This is a genomic window from Tolypothrix sp. FACHB-123, assembly GCF_014697075.1.
GTDB lineage: Bacteria > Cyanobacteriota > Cyanobacteriia > Cyanobacteriales > Nostocaceae > Aulosira.
The window spans coordinates 1-20,881 of sequence record NZ_JACJRE010000061.1 but is presented as its reverse complement, the minus strand read 5'-3'; the positions used below and the strand labels follow the sequence as shown (position 1 = coordinate 20,881).

The following is a 20,881-nucleotide window of genomic DNA, read 5'->3' as shown; positions in this document are numbered from 1 at the left end:
TTCAGTCTGTGATAACTGATTCTTGCCTTGTTATTTATGGAGAAATTATATCTCTGTTAGCTTGTTCGTAGTACTCTGCTAACTTACTTGCTATTTGACTTTTTTTTTCATCTTTGGATTTTTTGGCTTCTTCTTCTTGTTGTTTTTTTCTCGTGACTTTATCCTTTAAAAAAATACTAGTTTTTTCAAGTATCTCTTTGCTAGAAATTTTATCGCGAATTTTCTTATCGTCACAGAGAGATTTCAAATCATTCTTCAAAGTAACAATATATTTTCCAGCACCTTCCGCATATTCTAAATCAGTACTAGCATGGTAAGTTATAATTTCCTTTAACCCATTTGCAAATGAGAGATATATTTCGTTTTTCTCAGGCTTATCATTCAATTTCTGTTTGATATTGTTGTACATATTCTCAAACTCTTCCTGCACTTTAGCCATGAGTTTTTCCCTCTGTTGCATTCTGATTTGTATTGCGCTGATTCCCCAATTAATAACCGAGTGATCCTCTAGCGGAAGTTTTGTCTTTTGGCTTTCTAATTGCTCTAAAATATCTTTCAATTGTTCCTCCGTTAAATTTTCTGTTTACGTAAGTTTTTGTCGGAGTACTTCGATCAATAATCGTTTGTTCATAAAGTACTTCCTCTGAAATAGAAAAGCTGTACCGCTAACTATGCCAATTCACTAGTTCTGATGCACTAGTTGGACTTTAAATTGTTTTGAAAATGCGAAATAACTAGTTTTTGATGGGCGATCAATGAGCTACCCTAAAAATATGACTGGTGAGACAATCCTGCTATGAATGTCATAATTTCAGACGAAATCCTGCAAGCATCTGGGCTTACCCCTAGCTGGAGCCTGGAGAATCTGAAGCAATCGCCCTTGCCCTAGAACTAAATGCCGATTTACTATTAATTGATGAGCGTCGCGGCAGAGCAGAAGCTTATCGTTTAGGGCTAAGTATTACTGGTTTGTTGGGTATTTTGGTTGAGGCGAAAGACCAAAATCTAATTGTGGCTATCAAGCCGTTAGTAGATGCCCTAATTGCTACTTTGAAGTTTAGAGTATCTTCAATTCTATACAAACAGATTTTAGAGATGGTGGATTAAGCATGATGTCTAAGTGGGTTGGTGACATCTGCATTAGTTAATTTGTCCCGCCTATTACCTGTGATGGTAGTCGTGATAGCGATCGCGCTATTTCTTACTTTTGCTAAAATGAAGCTCAAAGGCTTAATGCCAAACGAAGTAGCTTTATGACAATTATTGTGACCCTTACTCCAGAATTAGAGGCACGACTGCGCGACAAAGCTGCTCGGCAAGGTCAAGATGTTAGTCTTGTTGCATCAGAATTGCTGGCTAATGTCTTAGAGTGGGAAGCACAAGATTCAGAAGAAGCGATCAAGGGTATTCAACAAGGATTAGATGACTTTGAGGCTGGTCGGTTTCGGTCTTTTCATGAGTTTGCTGATGAGCAGCGTCGTAAGTATAACTTGCCAACTGATTAATGTAATACCGCATCGAAATGTCTAGTGTACTTTTGGTGAAGAGCCAGAGAAACCCGAGACAACTTAACAAGACGGTACAGTAAATCTCATTACGTATCTATCTACATATTACGTATAGTGGTTGGTCGTAAAGCTTCTTCAAAATACTTTCGATATAGTTCACAACTAGATATCACCTGATTTCCTTGCAGCTTGACTAACCCCATGCTGTGCAACTTAAATGCTAAAATCTGTTCCAACTCTACAGGATTTGATGAATGGATTACTTCCCCATACGCAGCTGCTAATTGCGGATGTTCTTGTAAGCTTCTTAAATGGCGATGCAAGTGATTACTATAAATACCTGCATCTGTAGCTGCGGTTTCGATTAACTGCTTTAAACTCAAATCTTGCTGCGATAAATGATATAAAGCCTGTTGTATTAAATATGGATGTCCGTCCACAAGCTGCATCAATTCGGATAATTCATTTTCAGATAAATTAATTCTATAAAGTCGGGCTAAATTGAATACCTGTAAAGGTGTAAATGTTTGCAATTCAATTGCCAAACCCACATTAAATGGTGATTTATTAATATCTAGAGGAATATATACTTCTGTGGAATGAACAATAACCAAACGGAAATTTTGCCACAGAGGATTACCGCTATCTCCATAAGCTGCTTCTTCATACCAGGAACGTAATAATGTAAAGAAATCATCGGCAATCTCTGGGTGTAAAAATACCTCCTCAACTTGATCCAAAGCTAATACCAAAACCCCATTAATATCTGGCAGCAAACAGTCTTCAAAATAAGCGGTGCAGTTGCTTTTACTGCCAAAAGTTTCACTCCAATAATCCTCAACTTTATGGAGTAACTGAAGCTTGCGAGTAATCGAAGCACAAAACCAACGCAAGAATTTATCTAAGTCATTAAAAATACAACGTTCTGCTCGCTGTAAGCTTAAAGCTACAGTACGTACTTCCGTAGGATTCTGCTGTTTAGCATGAGCTAAAATTCTTACCATTAAAGAAGTCTTACCCATTTGGCTAGGTGCTTTAATGCGAATTAATGCCCCCGATCTAGTAATTTCTTCATAACAGCGAGATTCCACCGGAGGACGTTCTACATACAAATTAGAATCCAATGGTATCAGTCCAACTGGTGACTCTAGTTCAAGAGATTGGGGATTGGATACTGAGGAGTGTGGACTAGAAAATGAAGAATAATCTTCAATTTTGAATTTTTCAGATACTCTTTGTGCGAGAACAGCCATCAAATTTGTTTTACTGACTTTTTCGCCTAGACTAGATGAAAGTATCTGCCATAATTTTGGCCCCACATCATGCTTGATATACTCTGGAGCATAGTCACATTCTGTGGCTATTTGGTCATACTTTTGACCTTGTAAAGCTCCCCGTAATACAGCTACTTCAATATTTTTTAAATGTCTCTTATGTTTGGCAAATACGGATTCATCTGCTACTTTTAAAGCAGTTTCAAATGTTATTGCTTGTTCTTGAACATTTTCAGTCATTGTCTTATGGTTACTTTATGAATTTATCTAAATATTTCTATGATTTTAGTATTGAGTTTTAAATTTTTAACTGATTTTATCTGCTAAATGTTGCAAGATTTGAGTAAAGGAATGGTCAGGATATTGCAAACAGAATAATCCACTACTACCGAGTTGTGCCATGTCTTCTGAAAGCGGAAATATACCTGCGACTGGAACATTATAAGTTTTCTCTATTTTTTGCTGTAGCGAAGAAAAGTCCATGCGGCTTGGAGTTTTATTAACTATCATCATCATATTGCTAACTTGCAATTGACGAGAGATATTAATAGTAACTGCTGTGCCTTGAAAGTCTTGGCGATCTGGACGAAGAATTACAATTAACAAGTCAGAAATAGCTATAGATAATAAAGTTTCTCGGCTTAACCCAGGGTGGGTATCAATAAATAAGTAGTCTAACTCTAACTCTTGAATTAATCTTTGAAATCCACTATTAAGTAAACTAACGTTGTATCCTTCGCTGAGAATCTTAGCAATTTCGTCAGCATTTATACTAGAAGGTATAAGGAAAATCTTACCTTGAGAAATTGCTAGAAAAGAAGTAACATCATAGGCGGTATCAGCAATGGAACTACGATTCCATAAATAGTCATTCAAGGTTTTACATGCAATTGTTTCATCAATACCAAATAGAGCATGAATACCAGGAGATTGCAGGTCAGTATCTACAATTCCAACTCGCTTGTCTTGCAGTGCCATTGTTACTGCTAAATTTGCTGTTAAGTTAGATTTACCAGTTCCACCCCGGAATGAGTGAATTGCAATAATTTTAGACATAGAATATTAATTTGTAATTCGTAATTCGTAATTTGTAATTAAGGTATTTTGGTATGGCGAAGGGATTCAACTTCTATTTGCAATTGTTGAAAGTAATCAGTTTGAGTAATTTCTGCTATTTGATGTGCAAGTTTATTTAAATCAATCTCGATTTGCATCTCTTGAACTTGGATTTTTCTCGCCTCTTCCTGCTGTTTTAATAGAGTTTCTAATTCGGCTTTCTGCTGCTTGACAATTGCCAATTCCTGTTGCAAAGCCGCAACTTCCGCTTTTAAACTCTCTTGAGTATCTTGCGAGTCATACTTAGCCTTGTGTTTTACCTTATCCTTCCTCAAAGGCATGAGAATATTGTTATTCGCTGCATTCTTAAACGCAGTGAAGCTAATAATTTTGCTGGGGACTGCTTCGATACCGATATCAAGAGGATTTTGCGGCATAGTTATTAACGCCTGTGTTGGCATTGTGCGGATCTTTATCTTTCTAGGATTACGCGATCGCACCACCCAATAAAAGATCAGTTTTTTAGCAAAGCGACACTTGAAAAACTGGTCTTGACAAAAAATACTTTTTATGTGTTTGCGCGTAGACCCAAAGCGGCTTGTCGTAAGACATCGCTCCCATAAAAGTTAAGTCGCACAGATGGAAGCAAGTCCTTAACTTTTCTATATTGCTTCAGCAAGCTTGAACCCATATAACAAGATTAGCGATCGCGAAATCCACAACCCCAATAGCAAGGGATTCCTAGCGCACTCTTATTTTCAAATCCTATAAGCACGTTTGATGCTCTTCATGGTGCAGTTCACTGCAACTGTCATTCCAGGGCATTGCTTAACGTGCAATTGCAAAACATAACCATACAAGTAAATTTAGGAGCAATTCAAATGGCAATCTTGACAGTAACTCGATTTGACGATGTTGTTGACCCCAATGATGGGCAATTAAGTTTACGCGAAGCGGTTACCCAGGCAATTAACTCTTTTGGTGATGACACCATTAATTTGAATGGCATTGCCCAACTCAACCAGTCGATCGTCATTACTGCCAATTCTGGAAGGATTACCTTTCAAGGCAATGGTGCTAACACCAGTGGGTTTAGTGGACAAAACCGTACCCAAATTATTACCGTACATCATCAGGGCACAGCCACCTTTTCTAATCTGGGATTCTATAACGGCTATGCCTATGGTGGAGATGGCCAAAAGAGTGGTGGCGGTGGTTTAGGGGCTGGCGGCGCTCTGTTTATCAATCGCGGTGATGTAACCGTCGATCGAGTTAGCTTTGTTGCTAACCGAGCCGTGGGTGGCAATGGCGGCTTCAACCTCCAGGATGGCGGACGCGGAGGCAATGACTCTCAGTCTGGTCAATCTGGTTTTAGGGGCGGTGCCGGTGGGGGGACTATATTTCGTGCCGTCCCCGGTAGTGGTGGTTTGGGGGGACAGGGCGGCGTTTTTACTCTCAACAACCTTGTTAGCGCAAGGGCGGGAACCAGCGGGGGAAATGGCAACTATGGTACCGGCGGCGGGAGTGGTGGCGGTGGTGGTGGTGGTTACGGCGGAGATGGTGCTGGTGGTTCTAATGGCGCAGATGGTGCTCGTGGTGGGAATGGTGGCAATGGTGGTTTTGGTGGTGGTGGTGGCGGCGGTGGTGGCGGCGGCGGTGGTGGTGCCAACGTCCTACTGGGAGGGGTTGGAGGGGGTGGTTCTAGTGGCAACGGAGGCACGGGAGGGGCTTTTGCTGGGAACGGCGGTGCCGGGAGTGCGGGTGGCAGCGGTAGCGCTACCTTTTTAGGTGATAGTCCTGGAGCAGGAGGCTTTGGCGGACGGGGCGGCGGCGGTGCCGGTTTAGGGGGAGCTGTGTTTGTGACCGACGGGGGGCGATTCACCGTAACGAACAGTTCCTTTATCAGCAACTCTGCCACTGGCGGAACAGGTCATCAAAATGGACAGGGGCGAGGTGGCGCTTTCTTCGGGCAGTTTGGTAGCACTATTCTCTCAAACAACGTTGTCACTTTCACCAACAACACGGCATCAACTGGAGATCCCAATGGCAACATTTATCCAGTCAAGGTCAATCGCGGTGATGGAACCATTGTCGTTGAAGATTTTACGGGTGTCGGTCGCGGCAGTAACCCATCAGAAGAAGTACTCTCTACCTTTGATGAATTGGTATTCAAGGGAGACGATTTAATCGCTAAAAATTTGCTGCTGACTCAAGTTGGTTCTGATTTAGAAGTCGGTTTTGAAGGGGTGAATGATACCAAAGTCATCCTGAAAGATTTTGCTCTAGAAAATCTGGATAACTTAACCATTCCCGGTGGACAACACGGACAAGTTGGTAACATTGTCTTTGCTGGCGATACCCAACTTCAAGACAGCATCGATGTGTTTGATGCAGACTCCACCCAAAACAAGGCATGGAAGCTTAACACTGTCACCTTTCTCAACGATTTAAACAACGATGTGCGCGGCTTTGCCAACTCCAACGATGTAATTAATGGTCAAGGTGGTGATGACATCATTCGCGGCTTGAGTGGTGATGATATCCTCCGTGGTGGGGATGGTGATGACAGCCTCTATGCTGGAGTTGGTGTAGACATCGTGATTGGTAATGCAGGTAATGATACCCTGTATCTCAATCATGACCGTGATGTCGATACCGTCATTTACCGCAGTGGCGATGGTAGCGATGTCATCCATCAGTTTAATCGCCGTGGCGGTGATTTACTCCAGTTTGAAGGAATTGAGGCGATTGATGTGGTGGTTCAGGGTAATAGCACTTCCTTCCGCCTCAGCGATGGTATCGAAAGCAATAGCGGGTTTGGTTCCGGTCAAGTCCTGGCTGAATTGCGTGGCGTGACTGGCTTCACCAGCAACAATATTGGAGTGAATTTAGCGGCTGGTAATACTGCGCAGTTCTTGTTTGCTTAGAAACAATTTTGGATTGAATAACGGTGAATTTGGCGATCGCTAGTTAACTACTGCGATCGCTTTATTATATTTAAGTTTGTTGTTAAAAATTGTCGTTATAAAAAGGCAAAGAGCAGATGGTGAAGCAGTACGGTCTTGGGGGTCTCCTCCATGAGCAACTGCTGTTAGCGATTTGTTAAATGCTACTGACCTAAGTAATTACTTTTTCATCCAGGATTCACAGGAGAATATTCGCCAAAGTTCCAACGCAGAGAACAAGCATTTCTAATTTCCAACACCTGCTCAATATCAAACTCTACTAAACGTTGTGCGCCGGCAAACTCACTTAATCTCTCAGCATCCCAAATTACCTTTGCTGTTCCAGTCAATTGCAATGTGTGACCTTGAGCAAAATCAATGAACAATAAACCTGCATTGGGATTCACAATCAAGTTACCAAAGGTCTGAAACATATTATTACCAGAGTAATCGGGAAACACAAGTTTATTACTATTCACAACTTGCACAAAACCCGGAAAGCCCCCGCGGTGGGAAGCATCAGCCCCACTTTCTGGATGATAACTGGCGATGAAAAATGTGTCAGATTGGGCTATCCAAAGTTGATTTGTCTCACTCAAAGCATCTCTAATAAAAGCTTCAGGTTTTGCTAATGAATTAGTCACAGCTTTTTCTATGTGACGTACCTGGATGTATTTAGGACAGTTAAAAAATACTTGTTGAATTTGTACTTTTATCTTCTCTTGATTTACATCTGATTTGCCATTTAAACGTAAACGCCTGCGGTTTGCTAAATCAATTACTAATAGGCCAATATTATTGTTATTTTGTAAATTTTGGTGTATGGGAGCGATATGTATGAGGGTTACATTAATCTGTAAGTTCTGTTCATCCAATACTTGTACAAAACCAGGTTGTCCTGTTAATAAAGATGCCCAGACTTTACCGTTTACATCCACTGTACTTGCAACTGCTAATTGTTGCGTGCGAAGGAATTCTTGAGCAGATGGCTTGATTGTGCTGCTGATGACGTGACACAGACGTTGCGCCTCGTCTCTCACCCCCGCTTGAGTTTGGACTCTAATTTCTCCAGAATGGAAAGACATTTTACTAATTCGTAATTAAGAAATGAAATTGTAGACTTTCTATACATTTATTAAATATTCGTCATATAATCCGAACTTTCCAAGATCAGTTTTGGGTTGATTGCGTTTAAGATAACTGATCTTGGCGATCGCATAATTTTATGGTATTGCAATCAACATTACAGTTCTGCAAATATATCTATAAATGATTCAGATATACCAGGACATACTCAAAAATTGTGGCTACTCTCAAAGCTTCTCAACAAGGACTCGCAAGAATTAAACAAGCTAGAAGTCAAAAGAGTTGGTCTGTTGATGATTTTAGATGGATAGAGTTAGCCAGTGAAGTTTTAGGTGTCTCTTGGAAAGAAAAAGGCATTCTCGCTGTTGGGATATCAGAAGGTACTTGGAAACGTTTCTTGGCGGGAAAGCAGGCGATTAATTCTGAGGCGTTTAAGGCCTACTGTCAAGTGCTGGGGCTGAATTGGGAAGAGGTGGTTGAAGAGAAGGCAGAAGGGGACAAGGAGACAAGGGGACAAGGGAGACAAGGGAGACAAGGGAGACAAGGAGGAGAAGAATTTGCGCTATCGCTTCATCCTATTGCAGATTGGGGTGAAGCACCGGATGTATCGATTTTTTATGGTCGGAGTGAAGAACTGGAAACTGTTAAGCGATGGGTGACGCAGGAAAATTGTCGCTTGATTACATTGTTGGGAATGGGTGGAATTGGTAAAACGACGCTTTCTGTGAAGCTGGCGCAGGAAATTATTGCTAGCAGAGATGAGAAGGGTACAGAGGGACAAGAAAGAATTTCATCTCCCTTATCTCCCTCATCTCCCTTATCTTCCCAGTCGCCTCAGTACATAATTTGGCGTAGTCTCCGAAACGCGCCACCAGTGGAAGATATTTTGGCTGAATTGATTCAATTTTTTTCTGAACAGCAGGAAACAAATTTAGCAACTCAGTTAAACGGTAGAATTTCGCTGCTACTCAAATATTTACGTTCGTCGCGCTGTCTAATTATTCTGGATAATGCTGAATCAATTTTACAAGCAGGCGATCGCACTGGTCGTTATCGTGCAGGATGTGAAGGTTACAGTCAACTTCTGCAATGTGTGGCAGAAACTTCTCACCAAAGTTGTTTAATTCTTACTTCACGGGAAAAACCCCAAGGACTCGCTAAGTATGAAGGTGATAGTTTGCCTGTGCGTTCTCTGCAACTTACAGGTTTACAAGAAACCGAAGGGCGGGAATTATTTAACGTTAAAGGTAACTTTACTGCTTCCCCAGACCAATGGCAAGTTTTAATTTCTCGCTACGGTGGTAATCCTCTGGCTCTCAAGATTGTAGCCTCTTCTGTCCGCGACTTTTTTGATGGCGATGTTTCCCAATTTCTAGAAATTTCTCAGCAAAGTACATTCATCTTTGATGATATTCGTGACTTGCTTGACCAACAATTCCATCGTCTCACAGCTTTGGAACGGGAGATTATGTACTGGTTAGCCATTAACCGCGAACCTATTTCTTTAGCCGAGTTACAAGCAGATTTTGTCGCTCATATCCCACCCCGCGAATTGCTAGAATCACTCTCGTCACTGCAAAGGCGTTCTGTAATTGAAAAAAATGCCGGTGGCTTTACTCAGCAACCTGTGGTGATGGAGTATGTCAGTAATCAGTTAATTGAGCAAGTTTGTGAGGAAATCGGGCAATGGGGAATAGAAAAGCAATCTTTTTCCCCTACTCCCTTATTTACAAGTCATGCACTCATTAAGGCACAAGCTAAAGATTATGTACGGGAGACGCAAATTAGTCTGATTCTTCAGCCCATTATCGATAAATTAATTACAGAAGTGGGCTGTTTGGAAAATATAGCTAATTGTCTAACTCAAATTCTCTCCAACCTACGTAATCAGTCTCCTCAAGTAACGGGCTATGGTGGGGGAAATGCTTTAAATCTGCTGTATCAAGCACAAATTGACCTGACTGGCTTTGACTTTTCGGGTTTAACTGTATGGCAAGCTTATCTTCAGGGCGTAAACCTGCATGATGTGAATTTTGCGGATTCAAATTTATCTCACTGTGTTTTTACTGAAACTTTAGGTAATATTTTATCTGCTGCTTTTAGTCCAGATGGTGAACTTTTAGCTACTTGCGACACCGATTGTCATGTTCGTGTATGGGAGGTAAAAACAGGTAAATTATTGCTGATTTGCCAAGGACACACTAACTGGGTGCGCTTTGTCGTGTTTAGCCCAGACGGGGAAATCCTAGCGAGTTGCGGTGCTGACCAGAATATTAAACTTTGGAATGTTCGAGATGGTGTTTGTATAAAAACGTTGACTGGGCATGAGCATGAGGTCTTTTGTGTAGCATTTCATCCGATCCCCCCTTCGCCCCCCTTATTAAGGGGGGTTGGGGGGATCTTAGCTAGTGCAAGCGGCGATCGCACTGTTAAAATTTGGAATATCCACGATGGTACTTGCTTGCAAACACTTACAGGACATACAGATTGGGTGCGTTGCGTTGCTTTTAGTCCAGATGGTGAAACTTTAGCTAGTAGCGGTGCTGATAGCGCAATTAAATTGTGGGATGTGCATCAAGGTAAATGCTTGAGAACTTTGACAGCACATACAGGGTGGGTGCGTTCGGTGGCGTTTAGTGCAGATGGGCAAACCCTAGCTAGTGCCAGTGGCGATCGCACAATTAAAATTTGGAATTATCATACAGGTGAATGCCTGCAAACTTACACCGGACACACTAACAGCGTCTACTCCATTGCCTATAGTCCTGATAGTAAAATTTTAGTCAGTGGTAGTGGCGATCGCACTGTCAAAATTTGGGATTGTCAAACCCATACTTGCATCAAAACTCTACATGGACATACCAACGAAGTTTGTTCTGTCGCCTTCAGCCCAGATGGTCACACACTTGTATGTGTCAGTTTAGACCAAAGTGTTAGACTGTGGGATACTATTACTGGTCAATGTTTGAAGACTTGGTACGGTAATACAGATTGGGCATTGCCTGTAGCTTTTAGTCCTAATGGGCGAATTTTAGCCAGTGGTAGTAATGACAAAACAGTTAAGCTGTGGGATTGGCAAAGTGGCAATTGCATTAGAAGCTTAGAAGGGCATACAGATTTTATTTATGGAATTGCTTTTAGTCCAGATGGTGAGACAGTTGCGGTGGACGGGTTCCCCGGCATAAGCAAACTGTCGTTAGCGCCAGCGTTAGCGACGAAGGAGCGTCACCCGAAGGGACAAATTTTGGCAAGTGCAAGTACAGATTCTTCAGTGAGACTGTGGAATATTAGCACAGGTCAATGTTTCCAAATTTTACTGGGACATACAGATTGGCTATATGCCGTTGCTTTTCATCCCCAAAATAAAATACTTGCCACTGGTAGCGCCGATTGTACAGCCAAGCTATGGGATATTAGCACAGGTCAATGTCTCAAAACCTTGAGCGAACATACCGATAAAATCATAGGAATTGCTTGGAGTCCAGACGGGCAAGTTTTAGCTACCGCCAGTGCTGACCAATCGGTAAAATTGTGGGATTATTGCACAGGTAATTGCATCAGCACATTACAAGGACACAACAGCCGCGTATATTCAGCCATCTTTAGTCCCGATGGAAAAATCATCGCTACTTGTAGCACTGACCAAACAGTGAAACTATGGAATTTTAACACTGGTAAATGCCTCAAAACACTGATTGGACATACAAACTGGGTATTTGCCGTTGCCTTTAGTCCTGATGGTAATGCCATTGCTAGCGCATCCCATGACCAAACTCTAAGAATTTGGGATATCAACACAGGAGAATGTCGCCATGTCTGCGTTGGGCATACACATTTAGTATCTTCTGTAGCCTTTAGTCCAAATGGGGAAGTCGTAGCCAGTGGTTCTCAAGACCAAACCGTGAGGATTTGGGATGTAAAAACGGGCAAGTGTATCAAGATTTTGCGGGCGAAACGGCTTTATGAGGGGATGAATATTACTGGCGTGAAAGGGTTAACCGATGCGACGATTTTAACGCTGCAATCTTTGGGTGCTGTAGTTTAGAAGTTTAGGAAGTTTTTTCTGGAATATTTAAAAGCCACAGCTTTTCTAACTTGGCAATTCGTTGGCGGACAATTTGCGCTTGACACTTGCGATAGCCAGTAATTACTAAAAGTACAATTAGCGGTAGAGAAATGAATAAATATCCTGTTAGCGGATTTATCGCAATATCATTTTGTTTCCTCGGCAGAACTTGAGCTTGAACAGCTAGTTGTAAATACATCATTATTCAAAACCTACATTTTTTTATTTACTGCTAATCAATATAGGTAACACCGCGATATTTAAGCTGAGATTTGCTAGGAGTTTTAATTGTTGTATGTTTGACAATCTCGTAACTAACTCCGCGATACTTTGCAGTGGTAAAATCTTGCTTCTTAGGTAATAAGGCGGTGCTTGCTTGATAATTAAAACCACGATAAGACAATAGCATAAGTTAATCTCTGTGATTGACTAGCGTTTACTGTGATCACAATAATATTTACCTGAATTTAAGTCGATATATAAAAGTTATGCAGTTTTAGAAGCTCAACCAGACTTAACTTTTCACTAACTATTAGTTCCACTTATAAGTTGTAATTCCTGAGATTAACCATAAATCGAATTGTTTTTGGTATCCACCAGCGAGCAAAATCCTTAACTTTTCTGTATCGACTGTTGAATAGACAAATTCTATAAAGAAATTGTCTTGGAGAATCAACCATGCTGAAAGTAAAAGATGTAATTGAAAAAGGTGACACAGGTTTAGTCAGAGGTCTGAGCCTGCAAATCATTGCAGTTATGAACTCAATCTCGCCCAATGTTTTAGTTGACTTCAGCGACCTCAATATAGACGTGACTGGAAATCAAATCAATCCCTTTGTGCAACCAGCAGCCAAAGAATCACTCCGATTAGCACTCAAGCAACGGGGTACTAAACTAGTTGTAAACTCGGTCTATCGCACAGTTGCTCAACAGTACTTGCTACGAAAACAGTTTGAGCGTAAGCTGTTTGGCATTACGGCGGCGGCTTTACCAGGTTCTAGTAATCATGAAAGTGGGTTGGCATTAGATATTGAAGATCCCGATGGGTGGGAACGATTTTTTCAGCCCCATAACTGGATTCGCTTGGGGCGAGATTTTGACTTTCCTCACTACGACTACAGGCTTCCAGCTGCAACCAGGCGAAATTTGGGCAAAATTGGTATCAGTGCATTTCAACGCTTGTGGAATCAGTATAATCCCAACGACCTCATAGTAGAAGATGGTAGCTTCGGGCCACAAACGGAAGCGCGTTTAGCAAATTCTCCGGTAGATGGTTTTAAACTGAAGTTCCCGCGCACCCTACGACTTCAGTCTCCTCCCTTACAAGGTGATGATGTCACTAAGGTACAAGAAGCATTGCTGAGAGCGAAAATTACCCAAATCAATCTCCAAGTAACAGGAATATTTGATTCCGAAACTGAGCAAGCTGTCAAGCAATTTCAGGCGGCGACTCAGAAATTGGCTGTGGATGGAATTGTCGGCCCGATGACACTCCAAGAATTAGGACTTGAGAATGACTAATATTGTTGATAAAACCTCACAAAATGGTCATAATCTTCAAATCAGCCATGTCCTCAATGATTACCTGCAAGCTATTGAGGAGCTAAAATCAGACGTATCGGCACAGCAAGCCTTAGCTGTTTTGTTAGCGCGGGATGCAGTTCACGCAGAACTGATGTTGAAGGTGACTCGAATACCCCCAGATGAAGTTACTAAACTCATGGAGTTGGATAGGCGTTTGAAGGCTCAAGCCAACAAGATTATCAAAGCTGGACAACTCAAAGACTGGCGCAGCAGCATTCATCCGCCAGCAGAAGCTTGGTGGTGGTTTTTGGAACAGGATGAACCAGATCTTTGGAATCGCTTTGATGCGATTTGGGATGGGCTGACAACCATTAATCTTACGGCTGTGGTCAGTTTTTTAACAATGTTCAGTTCGCAATTTATTGTCAGTGGGCTGGATTTGCTGACAACCTTTGGATTGGTTGGGAATGGGGCGGTTGCGTTGCTAGTTTTTGGTAGCCTGACGCAATCCGGACGAGAGAAGTTAAAAAAACTGTTGCATCAACTGAAGTTACCTGAGCGTTACTGTAGTGAAGTATCTTTCGGTATTTCGGCACTGTTATTACTAGGAGCGATTTATTTGCAAAATTCATTACCCCAGTTAGGTAAATACTACTATCAACTTGGGTTGCAGAGTTTTGCCAAAGCTGAATTTACCGAGGCGAAAAAGGATTTAAAGCAAGCGATCGCATTTGATTCTGGTAATTTTGATGCTCATCTCCTGCTGGGTAAAACCTACGAGAATTTGGAGAATTTGCCTAACGCCCGGACTCATTATATGCAGGCTTTACCTGGAAATAACGCTGAGACTTACAATAATCTGGGTCGCTTGTATCTTGGCGATCGAGATTACTTGACGGCGGAAAGTTTCTTTTTACGAGGTTTAGATTTAGTCAAAGCTGATAATTTTGCCACCCGATATTCGTTACTGACAAATCTCGGTTGGGTGCAGGTTGAGCAGAATCGTCATCCAGAGGCACGAAAAAATTTAGTAAGTGCGATCGCCCTTAACCAAAAACAACCTAGTAATCAACAGCGATGGGAAGCGAATTGTATATTTGCCAAGGTACTGGAGATACAAAAGGATAGAAAAAGTGCGATCGCTCAATCTACAACCTGTGTAAATCATGCAGCTAGCTATACCACATTTGATTACCGTTGGGTAATTCTGGCAAGAAGACGATTAGAAAATATCACAACAGCAGAAGCTAATTTTAAGCACAAGTAATTAGCATTTACTTAGTCTCTATGCTATGCTAGACACCTTTAAAATTATGGAGGATACAGGGGTGTCAGATAGCTTATTTAGCGCATTGCGTAAATATCCTAAAAGCCAAGAACTTGATCCACTTGAGAATTTTATTACTGAAGGTTTTGCTTGGCTTCTGAGAAATAAGAAGTTGCTGGCTCGTGAGTTTCTAGATTATCTCAATCAAAAATTACCAGAACCCCTTCCTCTAACTCATCTACTACCTGAGTGGAAAACACAACATACATTCCCTGGTGGACAAATAGATATGGTGGCAGATTTTGGTCAATTTGCCTTAATATTTGAACACAAGGTATGGTCATATTTACATCTAGGTCAATTAGATAAATATCGTGAATATGCAGAAGCAAATTTGAAATGGTCACAAGGATATAAATTAATTCTAATTACTGGATTAACTCGACAACATGGACAACAGCCTGATTTAGCTCTGACTTGGAGTGATCTATATAAGTTTTTGAAACATTGGTTAGAAAGAAAATCCGATGATAGCCTGGTTCGTGATTTTATAGATATGCTTGCTGAGGAGAATTTAGGACCAGCAGCACCAGTTTCTTATGAAAGTATAGTTTCTTATTTACCTGCTCAATCACTATTACCTAACCTAAAAAACATAACATTACGTGCTGCTGAAGCTGATTGGCGTTGGATAGCAGAAAAAATTGGATTTAACAAAGATGCGCCTATTCCCTGTGTACCAGTGAAATATCAGTGGGGAAGATTAGGATTAGATATTTTAGATGCTTGGTTTCCAGGTATATTTATTGGTACTCTTATAGATGGTTTTGATCATCGCGTGCAACTTTCAAATTTTCATCTAGGCCCAGATTTTTGTCTAATTTTAGCTTTTCATATTGAAAAGTGGGAGCAATTTGAAAAAGAGTTTTTTAATTCTGATGAATATACTAAACTGCGCTCAAGATTGAAAGAGAATTCTGGTACATGGGATTTTCACGATCACAGATTTGAAGCAACTAGACCAAATCCTTGGCATAATCTACATTTAAGAAAACCTCTAGCTGAGGTCGTACGAGGTACTATAACTTTTGAAGAGCAAGTTGACAAATTTATCTCTCAAGGTCGTGAAGTTATTGAATTGCTGCTTGCTGGTGGTGAATTAGAAGCTTTAACAAATCGTCTTCATCCTCTTGCCAGAAAGGGTATTTCTCCTGTTTAATAAATTGTTTAAAAGTGACACATATCTTAATAGAGTATTTTAGCGATCGCCTCATCTGCTAAATTAAGGAGAGTTTTTGGTAATGCGATGTCAACGACGGGCTACGCCTACGCATAAACCCCTTTCATCTTCCTTAACATCTGCGCTATTCTGCAAATAATCCCTCATACAATTACAAGCCTGTGCCAACAATTTCTCTGGACTGGAATCAAAATCTAAATTCCAAAGAGTGACTTTACCCAGGGAATCTGAGGAAGCCAAAACCTGACCATCTGGGCTGAAACTCACGCTTTTAACCCCAGCATCTAGTCCTGCAAGGGTTTGCAGCACTTCTCCCTTACGGTTCCACAGCTTAACTGTCATATCTTCACTGGCTGTAGCAATAGTTTCTCCATTCGGACTAAAACTTACAGCATTCACCTCACCCCTGTGTCCACGCAAAGTTAAGACTTCTTTACCTTCTCTATTCCAGAGTTTCACAGTTTTATCTTTACTAGCTGTAGCGATAACCTGACTATCAGGACTGAAACTTACAGCCTGTATCCCCGCTTGATGTCCTTTGAGTGTTACCAATTCTTGACCTTGCCGATTCCAGAGTTTAGCAGTTCCATCTTCACTTGCGGTAGCGATAATTTGTCCATCAGGACTGAAACTTACACTTCTCACACCGGCTTGATGTCCGCGCAAAGTCATGATTTCTCTACCATTCAAATTCCACAGTTTAACTGTTGTATCCCAGCTAGCACTAGCAACGGTTTTACCATCGGGGCTGAAAGTTGCGCTTCTGACATCTGCTTGATGTCCGCGCAAAGTTGCTATTTCTTTTCCAGATAAATTCCACAGTTTGACGGTTTTATCTCGACTGGCGGTAGCGATAGTTTGACCATCAGGGCTGAATTGCAGACTTCTAAGGGTATCGCTATGACTGTTAAGTGTCACTAATTCCTGTCCTTGACGGTTCCAGAGTTTCGCCATTGTGTAACGACCAGTCGTACCCAGAATTTTACCATCAGGACTAAAACTAACACTTCCAGCAGCAGCTTCACCAAGATTGAAACTTAGGGATTGGAATTTTCCGGCTTCCCCGTTCTCCATATTCCACAATCTCACCGTCCCATCTTCGCCACTGCTAGCTAGAAGTTTTCCATCTTTGCTTAAATTCACACCCCAAACAGCATCGGTATGTCCGCGAAAAACTTGCAATTCCTCACCTTTGCGGTTCCAGAGTCGAATGGTTTTATCCCAGCTGGCTGTAGCGATAGTTTGACCGTCACGGTTAAATACTGCACTAGCAACAGTATCAGTATGACCGCGCAGTGTCGCCAATTCTTTACCGTTTAAATCCCAAATTTTTGCAGTCTTGTCTCGACTCGTTGTCACCAGGTTTTTACCATCCCGGCTGAAATTCACGTACATTACCCAATTGTGATGCCCTCCCAGGCTCAACAATTCTTTGCCATCCCAACTCCAAACCTTCGCCGTACCATCCCGGCTGGCGGTAGCAATCATATTTCCTTTGGGGCTGAAATGGATAGCAACAGCTGGGGCTTTATGGGTACGAAAAGATTTTAACTCCTGTCCTTGTAGGTTCCAGAGTCTCATTGTCCCATTCCATTCCATTGATGCCACTATCTTGCTATCAGGGCTAAATCCGACACAGGCTACCCAATCTTGATTATTGAGGGTGATAATTTCTTTACCATCCTCAACCCGCCAGACTTTCACGGTTTTATCTCGACTGGCACTAACTAACATTTTACCGTCGGGACTAAAATTCACACTCCATACTGCATCTGTATGACCACGCAGAGTGTGCAATAATTTACCATCACGCTGCCAAATTTTTACGGTTTTGTCCCAGCTGGCACTAGCTAACTTTTGCCCATCGGGGCTAAATTTCACTCGTGTAACTACATCCCCATGTCCTACTAAACGGTTACGTTCCCGTACCCAGTAGAGAGACTGGCGTAAAGTCTTTTCTACTTGCACCTTTAAATCTGTATCTGCATTTTCCCATCCCATCTGGTTTAACTTGATACCAGCTTTCAGACTTTCGAGTAAAGCATCAAAGGTATTATGAGACTCAAAAGCTGTTTCTGATGAGAGAGTTAAGGCTTTAATCTCACCCAAGCTTACTTGTCGCTTTTGTTGTGCAGTTTGCCATGTAAGTAAACCTGAAATTCCCAAGAGAGTCACAGCGACAACAGACAGCACCGATAACCCCATCATTCCCCGGCGAATCGTTTGTTTCGCTTGCTGTTCGGCGTTGAGGAGGATTTGATTTGCTTGTTGAGATGCTATCAGCGCACTTTGTACTTGGCGTTTTTCTAGTTCCTCGCTAGCGGCTAAAAAGCGATAATCCATGTTACTCAAACTTTTGCCTTTCGCCCAAGCTTGAGCATCTTTGAGGGCTTGTCCTCGTAGTAGGTTGGTTTCATCCTGATAATTTGATTTCACCCAAGCATTAATTAAATCGGCGTAGGGGCGCAATTTCTTTAATTGCTTTTCTACCCACTCAATATGAAAAACTTCTTGATAGATGCGGTTGTAAACTTGTAAGCTACCTTGTTTTTTAACAACTAATCCCGATAGCAGTAATTCAATTTTTTCTGGGGAATCATCAGCAGGTACACCACCATTTTGTAATATTTGTAGATATAGCCCTAATAGTCTGCTGGCGCGTTGTTCGTTGCACAGTAATCTGTCGCGGATTGTTCTTAAATGAGGTGGTTCATCCAGGGAAGCCCAATTGTCTATAATATGCGATCGCACTATAGCAGAAACTTGGTCAGCGATCGCCTCACTTGGGGTCAATATCTCCTGCATCAGTTTCTTGAGGAAAGGCGATTCTATTGCAGAAAGGGTTCCCTGTTCTCCTGTTCCCCCATGCCAATGCTGTGCTAATAATTGACAGAGTTTCTGAGTTAAAAATGGTTGACCTCCTGTCCAAGCAAGTATTTCCTTCAGTGCTGCTTGGGGATTTTCTACTTTATGCGCTAACCCTATTTCTAATGCTTGAACTTCTGCAATATTGAACCCATTTAACTCAATTGCGCGTCCAATATTAAAAGGTGTGCGAGTTTTATCGCTAATCAAATCTGACGGTGTAGCTACTCCTAAGAGTGCAAAAGTAAAGCGTTTATGTTCGTGGCAAGAACGAATCAAAGCAAAAAAATCATCTGTATTAAATGGTAAGCTGATAGTACTATCAATTTCATCAAAGAAAATCACAATCTGCTGCTGAATCAAGTCAGGTAAAACAGATTGTAATAATTCAGCCAAGCGACCAACTGGTGACAGGTCTTGTCTTTCTCCTAACCAATTGCGGACATTAATTTCAGTAGAAAGCCGAAAACTTCGCACCAGCCGCATGATGATGTCTGCATACCATTGGTCAGCAGTGATGTTGCTGTTTCCTATACCTGACAGGTCAACCGTTGTACAAGCAATACCATCCTCTTGTAGACGTTTCGCCACCTGTACTCGCAAGCTAGATTTACCCATTTGCCGACAATTGAGAACGTAACAAAACTCACCTGCCTTTAAAGCATTGTAGAGTTCTTCGTCAGCTTTTCGTACTACATAGCTGGGTGCATCAACTCTGAGGCGACCGCCAACTTGATATTCATAGGATGAAGTAAGCTTTTGCACGGGTAATCCTCTGCCTGAAAATTCTCAATTGATGCATTGCATCATAAAGTTGACTGTCATACTTATAGAGCTTCTAGCCTTCTGTGTCGATGTAGAAAAGTTAAGGTTTTTTTGACTTAACTTGAAAAAAACGCAGCTTTGGCTTTGCAAGTTGAGCATTTTCACGGCAATATCAGCAGGTTTGGCAAAATAAAAATAGCTGCTTTCTCACCCCATCAGTTCAGCAATCCCGCCAATCCCAAAATCCATTACGACACCACTGGGCGAGAAATTGGGCAGGATACTGATGGTGACATTGCCGTGTTAATAGCAGGTGTAGGTACAGGCGGCACTCTCACAGGTGCTGGAAGCTATCTCAAATAGCAAAATCCCTACATCCAAATAATTGCCGTCGAACCGGCTAATAGTGAGGTGCTAAGTGGTCAACTTGCAGGCAAACATAATTTACAGAGTATTGGGGCAGGGTTTATTCCTGATGTCTTGCGAGTCGATTTAATCGATAAAATTGTCACAGTCAGTGAGACTCAAGTTTACGAGACAGGGCGACAATTAGCCCAAATAGAAGGCATCCTCAGTGGTATTTCCACAGGTGCAATGGTCTATGCAGGGTTACAAATTGGACAGCGATCGCACTTACTGCTGATGCCGGAGAAATTAATTATCAGCAGGCAATGGCGGCAGGATTTCAGCAACATATCGCTAAACCAATCGAACTTAAACTTTTAATTCAAGCGATCACAGACGTAATAAGTAGTGCCAGTGCCATCGTGCTTGAAATGATGATGCGCCACAGACAAGAGTACCTAAACTCTACTTCACAAAACTATTAACGCTTGTGGAAAATTTTCCTTAACCGTCTTGTTGCAACAGAATGCATATAGTTAGCTGAGTTCCGGAAGTAAATCGGAACTCAACCGGAACCGTAACGCCCAAAACATAGACCTGACAAAGAAATTTAACCACATCTCAATTACGTCTGACTAATATCAAGTTTTATGAAAACTGCAAAACCAGGCAACAATACTTCAATAAAACTCCTAGGTGAAATAAACACCCCACTGAATTCAAATCAGGTAGGGTTGGAATAAGGGACTTCCAAAGAATAAATTATTCCAAGAAAAACAAGAGACAGGTTTTCTCAAGAATGATAATCATTTTAAGGGGGAGAAAAGGGGTTGCCGAGAGCAACCCCTTTTCTCCCCCTCATCTATGCATGAAGAATCTATACACTTGTCGTCTGCTTTGAAGTTAAACAGTGTAAATAAGGGATGTTTTGTAGCTAAAT

Annotated in this window: 16 protein-coding genes and 2 pseudogenes; 10 read left to right on the top strand and 8 right to left on the bottom strand. The window is 41.6% G+C overall.

Annotated elements, in window-relative coordinates; translation table 11 throughout:
- Nucleotides 1–34 precede the first annotated feature (34 nt).
- Nucleotides 35–559 carry a hypothetical protein gene (locus H6G41_RS27825; protein ID WP_190750701.1) on the bottom strand — a complete coding sequence of 175 codons (525 nt, stop codon included), beginning with the start codon at nucleotides 557–559 and terminating at the stop codon, nucleotides 35–37.
- A 410-nt stretch (nucleotides 560–969) separates the two neighbouring features.
- Here H6G41_RS27825 and H6G41_RS35410 point away from each other — a divergent pair, with 410 nt between their 5' ends.
- From H6G41_RS35410 to H6G41_RS27815, 3 genes are read left to right on the top strand one after another with little or no spacing between them, the layout of a single operon-like run.
- Complete coding sequence (locus H6G41_RS35410) at nucleotides 970–1,107, top strand: DUF3368 domain-containing protein (RefSeq protein ID WP_306790452.1); 138 nt, start codon at nucleotides 970–972, stop codon at nucleotides 1,105–1,107.
- A 21-nt stretch (nucleotides 1,108–1,128) separates the two neighbouring features.
- Nucleotides 1,129–1,257, top strand: a complete 129-nt coding sequence (locus tag H6G41_RS35880; protein WP_277878204.1) for a hypothetical protein — start codon at nucleotides 1,129–1,131, stop codon at nucleotides 1,255–1,257.
- On the top strand, nucleotides 1,254–1,505 hold the full coding sequence (locus H6G41_RS27815) for a hypothetical protein (protein WP_190750699.1): 252 nt from the start codon (nucleotides 1,254–1,256) through the stop codon (nucleotides 1,503–1,505). The genes H6G41_RS35880 and H6G41_RS27815 overlap by 4 nt, the downstream gene beginning before the upstream one ends.
- 101 nt (nucleotides 1,506–1,606) lie before the next feature.
- Here the strand turns inward: H6G41_RS27815 and H6G41_RS27810 are convergent, their stop codons facing one another.
- The 3 genes from H6G41_RS27810 to H6G41_RS27800 form a co-directional block, all read right to left on the bottom strand.
- Entirely contained in the window at nucleotides 1,607–3,022 is a 1,416-nt protein-coding gene (locus tag H6G41_RS27810) for an AAA-like domain-containing protein (RefSeq protein ID WP_190750697.1), read from the bottom strand.
- A gap of 66 nt (nucleotides 3,023–3,088) precedes the next feature.
- A complete protein-coding gene (locus tag H6G41_RS27805; protein ID WP_190750695.1) occupies nucleotides 3,089–3,838 on the bottom strand; it encodes a MinD/ParA family protein in 750 nt (249 codons plus the stop codon).
- Nucleotides 3,839–3,876: 38 nt separating this feature from the next.
- Nucleotides 3,877–4,275: a hypothetical protein gene (locus H6G41_RS27800; protein ID WP_190750693.1), complete on the bottom strand. Its 399-nt coding sequence runs from the start codon at nucleotides 4,273–4,275 to the stop codon at nucleotides 3,877–3,879.
- A gap of 444 nt (nucleotides 4,276–4,719) precedes the next feature.
- On the opposite strand from H6G41_RS27800, the gene H6G41_RS27795 reads away from it, so the two are divergent.
- Nucleotides 4,720–6,765: a calcium-binding protein gene (locus H6G41_RS27795; RefSeq protein WP_190750691.1), complete on the top strand. Its 2,046-nt coding sequence runs from the start codon at nucleotides 4,720–4,722 to the stop codon at nucleotides 6,763–6,765.
- A 206-nt stretch (nucleotides 6,766–6,971) separates the two neighbouring features.
- On the opposite strand, the gene H6G41_RS27790 is transcribed toward H6G41_RS27795, so the two are convergent.
- Nucleotides 6,972–7,868, bottom strand: a complete 897-nt coding sequence (locus tag H6G41_RS27790) for a pyridoxamine 5'-phosphate oxidase family protein (protein ID WP_190750689.1) — start codon at nucleotides 7,866–7,868, stop codon at nucleotides 6,972–6,974.
- Nucleotides 7,869–8,086: 218 nt separating this feature from the next.
- Here H6G41_RS27790 and H6G41_RS27785 point away from each other — a divergent pair, with 218 nt between their 5' ends.
- Nucleotides 8,087–11,914 (top strand): NB-ARC domain-containing protein, encoded by a 3,828-nt coding sequence (locus tag H6G41_RS27785; protein ID WP_190750687.1) that lies wholly within the window; start codon nucleotides 8,087–8,089, stop codon nucleotides 11,912–11,914.
- A 4-nt stretch (nucleotides 11,915–11,918) separates the two neighbouring features.
- On the opposite strand, the gene H6G41_RS27780 is transcribed toward H6G41_RS27785, so the two are convergent.
- Both H6G41_RS27780 and H6G41_RS27775 read right to left on the bottom strand, forming a co-directional pair.
- Entirely contained in the window at nucleotides 11,919–12,137 is a 219-nt protein-coding gene (locus H6G41_RS27780) for a hypothetical protein (protein WP_190750685.1), read from the bottom strand.
- Between the two features lie 30 nt (nucleotides 12,138–12,167).
- The gene (locus H6G41_RS27775) at nucleotides 12,168–12,344 is read right to left on the bottom strand and encodes a DUF4278 domain-containing protein (protein ID WP_190750683.1); all 177 of its coding nucleotides are present in this window, start codon (nucleotides 12,342–12,344) and stop codon (nucleotides 12,168–12,170) included.
- A gap of 269 nt (nucleotides 12,345–12,613) precedes the next feature.
- On the opposite strand from H6G41_RS27775, the gene H6G41_RS27770 reads away from it, so the two are divergent.
- Genes H6G41_RS27770 through H6G41_RS27760 form a run of 3 tightly spaced genes read left to right on the top strand, consistent with a single transcriptional unit; the run spans nucleotide 12,614 to nucleotide 15,945 of the window.
- Nucleotides 12,614–13,456 (top strand): peptidoglycan-binding protein, encoded by an 843-nt coding sequence (locus H6G41_RS27770; RefSeq protein ID WP_190750681.1) that lies wholly within the window; start codon nucleotides 12,614–12,616, stop codon nucleotides 13,454–13,456.
- On the top strand, nucleotides 13,449–14,726 hold the full coding sequence (locus H6G41_RS27765) for a tetratricopeptide repeat protein (protein WP_190750678.1): 1,278 nt from the start codon (nucleotides 13,449–13,451) through the stop codon (nucleotides 14,724–14,726). The genes H6G41_RS27770 and H6G41_RS27765 overlap by 8 nt, the downstream gene beginning before the upstream one ends.
- Nucleotides 14,727–14,751: 25 nt before the next feature.
- A complete protein-coding gene (locus tag H6G41_RS27760) occupies nucleotides 14,752–15,945 on the top strand; it encodes a PD-(D/E)XK nuclease family protein (protein ID WP_190750676.1) in 1,194 nt (397 codons plus the stop codon).
- 90 nt (nucleotides 15,946–16,035) lie between these two features.
- Here H6G41_RS27760 and H6G41_RS27755 read toward each other — a convergent pair whose 3' ends face one another.
- Nucleotides 16,036–19,596 carry an AAA-like domain-containing protein gene (locus H6G41_RS27755; protein WP_190750674.1) on the bottom strand — a complete coding sequence of 1,187 codons (3,561 nt, stop codon included), beginning with the start codon at nucleotides 19,594–19,596 and terminating at the stop codon, nucleotides 16,036–16,038.
- 138 nt (nucleotides 19,597–19,734) lie between these two features.
- On the opposite strand from H6G41_RS27755, the pseudogene H6G41_RS36260 reads away from it, so the two are divergent.
- Together H6G41_RS36260 and H6G41_RS36255 are read left to right on the top strand one after the other, a co-directional pair.
- Nucleotides 19,735–20,154, top strand: a pseudogene (locus H6G41_RS36260) (pyridoxal-phosphate dependent enzyme); the annotation flags it as partial.
- Between the two features lie 65 nt (nucleotides 20,155–20,219).
- A pseudogene (locus tag H6G41_RS36255) lies at nucleotides 20,220–20,426 on the top strand (hypothetical protein); the annotation flags it as partial.
- Nucleotides 20,427–20,881 lie beyond the last annotated feature (455 nt).